Origin of the sequence: Endozoicomonas sp. ALD040 (assembly GCF_049275945.1) — a bacterium.
GTDB lineage: Bacteria > Pseudomonadota > Gammaproteobacteria > Pseudomonadales > Endozoicomonadaceae > Endozoicomonas_A.
This window is the reverse complement of sequence record NZ_CP184829.1, coordinates 4,755,898-4,766,532: the sequence shown is the minus strand read 5'-3', so window position 1 is coordinate 4,766,532 and position 10,635 is coordinate 4,755,898. Positions and strand designations below refer to the sequence as shown.

Annotated in this window: 1 protein-coding gene; it reads left to right on the top strand. The window is 51.1% G+C overall.

Annotation, left to right across the window (positions count from 1 at the left end; translation table 11 throughout):
- Positions 1 to 96: 96 nt before the first annotated feature.
- The gene (locus tag ACOJUN_RS17890) at positions 97 to 9,888 is read left to right on the top strand and encodes a hypothetical protein (protein WP_422133269.1); all 9,792 of its coding nucleotides are present in this window, start codon (positions 97 to 99) and stop codon (positions 9,886 to 9,888) included.
- The last annotated feature ends 747 nt before the right edge of the window (positions 9,889 to 10,635 follow it).

Here is a 10,635-nt window from a genome sequence, read left to right as displayed (position 1 = left end):
GTCCTCCGACCACGCCGGTGAAAAGACAAGTATCACAACCCTTCTGATATCACAACCCTTCTGAAAGCCATCTAGATCAATCCATGAGGTGTTATCATGCCAGCTGTACCCAAGGATGTTCATGTTGCTATTGTCGGTCCTGTCGAAGGTTGGGAGTCTATTTGGCTAAAAATATGGGCCAGCTTGAACCCGGACCATACAATCCATGTATGGTCTCCCAAAGCTTTGAGATACAAAAGAATTCTATATTCGTTGCTGTTTTCTGAGAGAATACAACAAATTATTGAAACAGATTATCCCATTGATATTGCGCGGTTGAGGCATAGCATCTGGCAAAAAATCGATACTTTTATGGGGAAAAACGATGATGTAGAAAGATTGGATATAATGAAATCCCATTTTTCAGACAGTGTAAAGATGTCGTTTACCACCCAATGGAATAAAACCAACGATCTGTTAAATCAAATCCGAAATGAAATTGGCACGGTTTCTGTTAACGAATTAGAGTTTGAATTTGAAAAAACACACAGTGAATATATCAAGTACACCTTAAGCCTTAAAAAAACTGTGATAGCCGAAAGAGCTATAGGGTTTTCTCATCAATTCTCTGATGGAGGGGTATATATTGATCAAGGACTGTTACCATCACTGGACGATGAGACCTTTAAAAAAGGGGGTGTTTCGAAAAATCTTATACCGAGAACCAGCGGTAAGATTATTTACACGGAGGAGATAGAAAGAGTTAAGGTGCGTGCTATTCTGATAAAAATGTTTGAAAGTGGAATTATTCCTGATCCTGGACCTTATTTTAAGGTACACCGACAACTGCCAAAAGTAGACTCCGATCGAATTCAAAGAGTCGTAAAAGAAACCAGTATTGACAAACTATTTAAAAAACTAAGTGATCGTGCACTATCGAAAGCTACCTTTCATAAAGTATTTTTCGGTAAAACTATGGCTAGAGGCCGGCCTACAGCTTCATACCTTAGTGATTCAATCAAGCCAATAATGTTCGAAGCTGCCCCAAATAACCGCTTGATCGGAAAAATAATGGAAGAAACCATATATTTCCACAGGGTTTTAGAAAACCTTAAAAAAAATGAAATAAGCAAGCAAGAGCGTATACCAAAGTTACAGGAGTCTTTGAAAGCATTCTATATCTCTAGCGATGACATCGATAAAGTTGCAATGATGTTAACAGAGCTTTCATATCATAATGGGGATTTTGAACACAGGATTCTCGCTAAAATAGGTTATGACGCTTTTGAAAGATTAAAAAATAGCCAATCCGGAGTAAGGACCACAGTTAATTATGATCAAAATTTCTTAGAGTACAATCCCTTCTATTACATGAATTCTTATGACAATGATTTTGACCTGCCAGAATTTGAGCGCAAGCGACCATACAAAAAGTTAATAATGATTAATGTTTTTAAGATTCCAGAGAACAGGGAAGAATCTTTGAGAAAGTCTTACGAACTTTATAATAAGTTACGCACTCAAGATGGCGGCGCTGTTTTGTACGAATTTGTTGAATCTGATGCAGTGCAAAAGCAAGAACTTAGAGTGATGGCAGGAAAATCATTCAAAAATATTGGCGTAGACACTAAAGTTTTTATCACTGGAAGTCTTGATTTCTCTAGTACCGAGTCGAGTGCCGTTAATCACATCAACTCCCAATTCTTAGTGAAAAAGCTATTGTCAGCTTTAATTGAAGTGATCCCCAAGGATACCACCGTACAAAACATAGCATTCTCTTTTGATAACTCCGCACAAGACATTCCAGGTGTTGAGGGTTTCTTGGATGCTGGTCAGAGAGATTATGTTATACCTGAAGTCCTGAGGGGGCTGGCTAAAAAAGGTATCTATGCAAATTCAGCTGTTGCAGTTCGGGGATACTTATCCGCAGTCGTTCCACAGCAAACTACCGGTGGTGATCCTGACAGGCCGTCAACCTCGAGAGATGCGCCCGATTCTGAACTCAACCGTATTGTTTTTACCCGGAATAAAGACGACACCGTTACGTATATAGCCAAGTTCGGGTTGAGCTCGCTTGACCCTGATAATGAGTTTAATCCCACAACCGGCCTTGACACTCGCGAATCCATGTTTGCAGATCAGTTGTTCGAATCCATAGTCGTTGAGGATTCGCAGGATTCGGGCGACCCCAGACTCGGAAAGGAGTCAGCCAAAGCCCTGGTCGAAAAAATGTATGCCGGTGACAGGCAGCAGGATGGTTCTGCCTCTGCCTCTGCCTCTGCCTCTGCCTCTGCCTCTGCCTCTGCCAGACCGGAAAACAGGGTACCCACTTCCACAGTCCACAATGAGGTCGATTATAGAAGAGATGCTGAAAAATACTTATTTGCATCTGAGTTCAAAGATGCGATTTTTTTCGGATTAAACAAAGACTCAACCCCTGGAAGAGTTGCTTTCTTCCATCCGGATCGGAGAGAAACGCGTCGTTTGGAAGACACAATCGACATGGCGAAGGAATCTTCCTCCTACACCGAATGGCTTGACCGCTATGAAAGGCGTTTCCCCGAGTTCAACTACATCACCCAGCTTCGGCAGGAAATGAACCAATATCAGGGTGAAGAAGAGAAGGTCAAGGCCTTCGAAACCTTCAAAAGAAAGGCAGAGACCTATTCATTCGATAGCTTCACTTTCAATGCCCTCACTGAAGAGGGTGCTGCCACAGTTAGGGCAATCTACAAAAATGAATTCCCCAACATTGAGCTTCCCGCAAACCAGCTACCAGCCTCTTGTAACCGGCGCCGAAGATCAGCCAATGCCGGCAGCTGCGACGCTCGACGCAAAGAGTTGGCGTATGCGCTCCGGTTACTTTCCGGCCCCAAAACCCAACTCAATCTTGATGGCAAAAAAGACAACAAAGGTAAAAAAACCGATATTGCCCTGATCAAACCCACCAACGAAGGTGTGCGCTGGCTGCAGAATTTTTTCACCCGGTATCGTCGCCTCGAAGCCAGGGACGCATTAGCTAACACCCGGGGCATGCACTCGGTCATTGCCCTGAACGAAGACTCGTTTACCCGTGCTCAACAGCAGATAAAAGACGGGACCTTGAGTGGCCAACCCCTGTTGCTGAAAACCACCCCCTCCGGCAGTTATGCGCTGCTCACACCCGATGGCCGGGTTCAGTCGGCCATCGCCGGGGGAGACGGCAACCGCGTCACCGTTGTCGGTCGGCCAGCCAGACTGATCGCCGATGCTTTGACGACACTGTCCTACTTTACCCCGGACATCCACATCGCCAGCCTGACCGTCAGCGATCTTGCCAGCAGCAAACAGTCAAGCGGAATCACCGCCCTGAACGCCCTGAAAACCTTTGTGGCCCTTTCACCCACCAACGGCAAACCCCTGGTGGGCGAACTGATTATCGAGCCCAGAAGTCGCAGCCCCGAGGTTTTCAAACGACTGGTGAAGGATATCCAGCGCCAGATGCCGAAGGATCGCCCGGCGATCGAAACCCTTGTGCTGCGCTCCCCGGCCACCGGAGAACCGCAGTACCGGCTTTTTTCTGGCGAAAAGGCGGTGCTGATGTCACCCCGGCCATCGGATTCAAAAGCCCTTATTCGGTATTTGCCATCCAGCCAGCTTTCGGTTCCGGAGCAGCCCCGGACTAAAGACAAACTCTCAGGTTTGGCCTCTGAACGAGCCGAATTCAGGCAGCGGCTGCAGGAGTTTGACACCGCCCTGGGGGACATTAAAGCCCGGCACTCTCTCCCCGACAGTATGATCCCCCAACTCGATACCCTTCGTCGGGATGGCCGTGGCTGGCGCATCGACTTTTTAGAACCCGATACCCTGGCCCGTAAGAACATACAGTTTACGTCCGGAGCTTTTGACCGCTTCCGGGGCTTTCTCCAGGGCAAGGGTCGTCCATCACCATCGCGGCTCAAAGGAAAAAAAGGAGCCACCGGCAGCTGGGATAAACTCAGGTCTGTTATAGGTCTTTTCGACCTGGTCACCGGGATTGCCCCCGCAGGATTTCATTACAAAAACTCCCCGCCTCAGAATATGACGGACACTGAACGACAGATTTATACCGGGCGTCAGGTGGTTTTTTATGCAGCGGTCACCTTGCAGGGGATTGAGATGATCGATCTCGGGCGACAGGGACTCAAACTGTTCACCCCGAACTTCAAGCAGCCATTTTCTACCCACCGGACAGCGCCAAAGCTACCCGGTACCGAGCTGAAAAAGCCGGTCAGTGGGCTGAAAAAAGTCGGCAGGCTGGGTAAAAAAGCCGCTCGTTTTTTGCCTTTAGTGGGTTCCAGTGTGCCGATAACCAGTCTCACCCTGACCGTGATTGACTATGAGAACGAAGAGGACCCGGAAGTCAAGGAACTCAAGAAATCCATGGTGATCTTTGAGTCGGTGGACATGGGTATCTCAATTTTTTCAGACTTTCTCGGGCCGCTCGGGTTTACGGTTGACGGTCTCATGCACTACGTCAGGGCTATTTTTGCCGAGGATTATAAAGAAAAGTTCGCCAAGCTGGCCTATAAAAAGTTACGGGACGCCTCGGGCAAGGCGGCCCACATCTTTAACCCGATTCACGCCCAACTGGATCCCAAAAGTTTTCTGGCCAACAACCAGACCCTCAATGCTTTGGTGAGCGAGGACGGCAAAAACCTCCTGCCCCTGAACATCGAGTCCATCAACCTGGCGGACAAGACTCTGACCTACGGAGGCGTCTATACGCACGGGATAACCTTCGTGGCCAAAGATAATGGCGACTGGAATTGGAAGAAATGCAAGGAAAAGGTCGATGTAGCACACAACACCCTGGAATGCCCTACCTATACCAACCGGCTCGACCGCTCCCCGGCCCCCTTTAACCTGATCAACGATGCTCTGAAGACATTGTGCCGGAAGGAATCGCGTTTAATCCCGTACCAATGCTCAAACGGGGTGTTTCACAACCTGGGACAGATGAGCGATAAAAAGATCATTTTAATGCCTGCCGTACCCGAGTTGAAGCTCACACTCGAATACACTGACATTGATCAGGACTTTCAAGGGAGTGCGCCGGACGGCAGTTCACCCGGTGCGCAGCTGCTCGATGCCGTCAGCGATGATAAGCTGAAACGGATTTACCAGAAAAAGGTGAAAGACACCAAAGTCACTCGGTGTGTGAGCATCTTTTTTAAGAAGTGTAAAGAAAAAGTGACTTACACATATAAATACCTTGGCAAGACGTTCACTCATATAAGCGGCCAGGAGTACCTTCAATCAACCAGCAGCCTGAATCTCGATAAAAACGATCACATCGTCGTCTTTCGCTGGGTCTCAGACGAATTCTCCTGGCTGCTGGATTATGACCTGTACAGTCCTAAAGGGTCCGACAACACCTACGTCCTGGTGTCCAACGGTGACCATGTTATCCGCATTCACCCCCGGGGGCAGACGGCCTCTACCTGGGTGTTGAACTACGACGGCAAGCGCCCCTACGCCTGCATTACCGAGCGGGATGACCAGATACAAAACTGTAGCTCCTCGCTGAGCCAGATCAGGAACCCAACCTGGGACATCAGGCTGGGTGAGACCCTTTTCCGGTTTCCTGATCCGGCGCCGTCCCCCTCTCACGAACCCATCCCCTCGTATAAAGTTGTGGTACAGGATCCCAACGCACAGTTTGAGTGGCTGCCGGACGACAAAGTGATTCATCACTTATACGACACCGGTACACTGAATGACAGGCCGTCAAGAGCATCGAAACTGAACAGAATCATGAGCCGTTACACTGCGGCCAGGCGTTTCCTGCCGCTGGAGCTGAAAGACTGCGACGCCTCATTTCAGCTCCGTCAACACTGTATGGCCGGAGCGCCGAACCGGTGGACCACAACCACATCCGGGTGGTCACCCAAAATACCGAACCGGTGGGCGATGAACGGTGCCCTTGACCCACTACCCAGGAGCAATAATCGGCAGAACCCGGCCTGGTTACAGCACCAGCGGGACTGTGACCGACAGGTTAATGAGTATCTCAAGAAACCTTACCGCTGCTTCCCCGGCAAACTGGGACTGGCCAGAGCGGACTGGCATAAGTTAGACCGGATCCAGATCTGGTACGATACCCTTAACCATCAGGAAATCCGGCTCATTGCTGCCAAGGTGCAACCGGTCCAGGGGAACCCGGCTACCGGCTACTATTTTTTTGACTCCGCCAACGGCAAGGTGTTATTCCAGAATAAGGAGGTACTGACCCGGGAAATCAGGCACTTTGATGAGTTGAATGCCAGCTTGTTTGGCCGCCACGTCTCTAAGATAGTGCCGAACAAAGATGAGTCACAATTGCTGGTATTTGATGCCCCCTATTATTACCTGTTGACGGCCAGCCCGTCCGGTCAGCTGAATCACCAGTTGATTGCGGCAGAAACTCTGGATGGCCAGCTCAGCGAACCTCCTGTACCACCTGCAGCGGCATCCGGCACAACGGCATCTGACCATGGACTGATTTCCATGCGGGTCGTCGATAGCTACAACAAACGTCGTATACTTAGAGCCGGTTTTTATGACGATGCCACCCGAACCCATTTTGCCTTCCTGAGCAGCCTGTTGGATGGCGACGTGCCGAATAATAAAAACGACGGAAGCCACTTACGGACGATTGATGAGCGTGTCCGCAGAGTACTGAGTGAAGAGCACCTGCCGGTCCACAAGGTGGTTTGGGGCAAGAAAGTTTACTACATTTTGTTCAGCAAGCACTCCGGAGACCTGTATTACCTGACCGCCGACGTAAAAAACCCCAAGAATGTCCAGCGGCTGAGCTCCGGTTTCCATTTGATCCGCCCGGCAGGCGAGAAGCAAGCGCTGGAAAAGGCAAAAGTAGAGGCAAAGATGGCCAGGGGCGGCGTCTTCAGGCATGTGCAGGCGCACTCCGGCAGCCTTCTGGCCGATACCAACGGTCACTACCGGCTGTGGATACCGGACAAGGCCTGGGACAACACCCGGGTGGTCAGCGAAAACCTGTCGGTGGAGTCAGGACCTTTTAAGAACTGGCAGGTCGAAGCTACCGGGCAGATCGTCGCCAAGTCGAACGATACCCTGAGTGTGCACCAGTTCACCCCCCAATCTGGCGTGGTGATAGACAGCCTGGACCTGGGCAAGGTAGTCAACCTGATCTTCGCCAAACTGACCATAGAACACCCCGGTACAACCTGGACCACCACCAGTGCCCGTTTTTTCATCCGTGAGCTCAAGAGTCTGCTGCGAGACCGGCTGAATGGGGCCCGGGAGGGGTTCTCGGCCAAGGTGGGGCTGGTGCCGCTGAGACCCATCACCGCAATCATCGACCACCCCCTGTTCAGCGCGATCAGGCAACTGGACGTCTGGTACTACCCGGACAGCGACACCCTGCTGGCAGCCAACACCCGTGACCAGTTTGAAGTCATGGTGAACGACGACGGCCAACTGCTCGCGCTGTCGGACACTCGCAAAGAGGAGGCTTTCGAGTTTTTCCGACAGCCTGATCAGGGCGCCAAAGGCCATCCCTTTTGTGGTGAGGCCGCCGCCGCTTCGCTGACCGGGATGCCCAGTGAGTTCGATGACCAGATCTCCCCTCCCTGCCGTTACACCCTGCCTAAGCGCACCGACTTGAGGGGCAGCTACCAGTGGAAATTCGGTGCCCGGGCATGGCGCATCAAGACACCGAAGGCTCAATACCTGGCCAACCGTGAGCGTCTGGCCCTGGTGGCGCTGGACCTCAGCCTGATGGGACCCAGGAACACCACCGGCAGGCTGGTCTACTGGACCCGGCAGGATTTTAACCAGACCGTGGGCTCTCTGCCAGCGGACGTACGACAGCGGGCTGACATCGGACTGATCGCCCTCACGCTGCGCCCTGATTATTCCCCCACCCAGGTAGCCTGGATGGATTACCGGGGCCAGAGTCCCCGTAAACAGAGACTGTTGTTCGGTTTGCCTGGCAAGGAACACGGTGTTCAGCAAGTGATTGGCAGCACCCGGAAGTTCTCGTCCCCTAAGTCAACGAGCGCGGTCGTTTATAACCAGAACAACCAGACGCTGTACCGGGTCACCCAAAAGGGTTACCAATCACTGGGCACCTTTGGCAGGGTCGCCGTGATGGCCGAGGGTCTGCTGCTGTCAGGAACCCCCGGAGCCGACAAGATCAAACTGGAAACGTTGCGGCTGGACACTTACTACCAAGAGCAAGAGCATCAGGTGGCCTTTGTCCGGAACGGTACCCGACAGCGGTTCGGGATCATGGTGGAGGGCCAGGGTGGGTCCGACGTGATTAAACTGGATGAGACAGACTTGTCATTTTTTGCCCGAATCCTCATCCATCCCGGCCTGGCTGAAGAAAGCATCACCAAGCACGACAGGGCACTAACCCGCATTGAACTGAATGTATCGGCCTTCCTCTTCCTTGCCTGGCGCCGGGGTCAGAACCTGGTGCTGTCCAACCGGTTTACCACCGGCGATGCCGAGATCGAGATTCAGCAGGTCTGGGCCAGACAGCACGACCAGTTCCTGCAACCCACAACGCTGGTGTTCAATGACCTTGAGCTATCATTATCCGACCTGGCAGCACGGGTGACGGACTCAGGTCAGGGGGTCGTCCTGCCACTCACGGTGAGCAGCCTCGTCAGGAAGGAACGCCTCCGATTCATCAACGCCACAGCCAGCAACCCTCTGTACATCCAGCAGGACCAACCGGTAAAAATCGTCACCTACCAGGCGATGGACGGGATTAAACTGACACTGGAACCCCTGAACGCCACATACGTCAGACGTCAGGTGTTTATTACTGGCACAGGACAGTGGGGCTGGGAGCCGGGCAGTGTTCAGGTGAGCGGGCCGAAACCCGACAGCGGTTACCAGTCATGGCCGTTTCTGCCCTCCGTGATCAGCTCGTCCGCCGTCGGTAACAGGACAGCGAGACTCTGGGGCAATAGCCGCAGTAATATTCTGTACCTTGGCGCCGACGCCCGACAGTGGTCACTCCGTGGATGGGGCGGTCATGACCTGCTGCTGCTGGGAATCTCAGGCAACATCGCAGCACGGCCAGAAGTGCTGGCAAACCGGGGCGACCAGTGTGACAACCGGAGGCTGGATACGCCCGGCAACAGCAGCCTTTGGCAGGCCATTCTCGACTGGACCCGCCCGCTGGTCGGCGGTGTTGGCAATGACGTCTATGACCTGCGGGCGTGCAGGCCAGCCCGCACAATCGACAGCCGTGGCAAGCATTATGTTCTACTGTCGTCCGGGTCTAAGGCGGATTTACGACGTTTGTCGGGTGATAACAGCACCGCACTGTTCTTTACCGACCTGACCCCGGAACAGGTGGCGTTCAGCCAGTGTAACCCGCAGGCGCAGAGCAATCTCACCCGCAGCAGCAACTTTACCCGCAGCAGCGCTTCCCTGCCATTGGAGAGCCAAACCTTCAGGATCATCAATACCCGCAACAACCAGACACTGGCGCTGGTGAAACCGGAGGTGCTGGCCAGCCTGCACTTTAAAGGCGGACAAGTCAGCCTGAACCCCATGGCTGTAATCACCAGGAATGACAGTACGTCAGCCATGGACGGCAGTGACGGGAGAGAGAATGAAGCCGTGACCTTTCTGAACAAAATCATTCGCAGAGGGCAACGGCTGGTGAATTACCTGTGCAGCCTGGCCGGAGGTGAGAAAAACAACACTGGATCAGAAAGTGAGCGGCCAGTAGGAACAAGCCTGAATAATACGGAACTTTACCAGCACTACCAGCGACTGGTTCAGGACCTCAGTGCCCTGTCAGGCAATTACAGTAGCGAGAGCCCGTCGTTTATCACGTCGGAAAATCAGAGGATGATGCAGAACTTGACGACACCACAACCTTTAACGACGTTAGGTCATGGGTGATTATCAGCGACTGATCACGCTTAATTAAACGACATACTTTTTTTATAAAACGGATAAGCAGGTCATTATCCCAGTTCCGAACTACACTACATGGTGCAATTTTTAAGCATTTAAAATACTCTGATCACGCCGGTGAAAAGAGCAAGTATCAAAACCCTTTTGAAAACCATGTAAATCAATCTTTCAGGTGTTATCATGGCAAACTTCCCAATACCCAAGAAGGTTCATGTTGCTCTTGTCGGTCCTGCTAAAGGTTGGGAGCATATTTGGCTAACAATATGGGACAGAGTGAACCCAGGCCATACAATCTACGTTTGGGCTCCCAAGACCTTGATATACAAAAGAATTCTATATTCGCTGCTGTTTTCTGAGAGAATACAACAAACTACTGAAACAGATTATCCCTTTGATATTGTGAGGTTGAGGCATAGCATCTGGCAAAAAATCGATACTTTTATGGGTGAAAACGTTGATGTAGAAAGATTGGATATAATGAGAGCCGATTTTTCAGGCAGTGTAAAGAAGTCGTTTATTGACCAATGGAATAAAACCAAACGTGTGTTAAATACAATTAAAAATTCCATTAGCAGGGCTGTTGTTGAAGAATCCGAGTCTTATTTTGAACGAGAAAACAGTGAGTATATCAAATACACCTTAGGTCTTAAAAAAACTTTGGTAGCCGAAAGAGCTATAGGGTTTTCTCATTTACTCTCTGATGGAGGGGTATATATTGATAAAGGACTGCTA

Coding starts and splice junctions, on each gene's coding strand:
- ACOJUN_RS17890 (WP_422133269.1), top strand. CDS start 97: ATGCCAGCTGTACCCAAGGATGTTCATGTTGCTATTGTCGGTCCTGTC.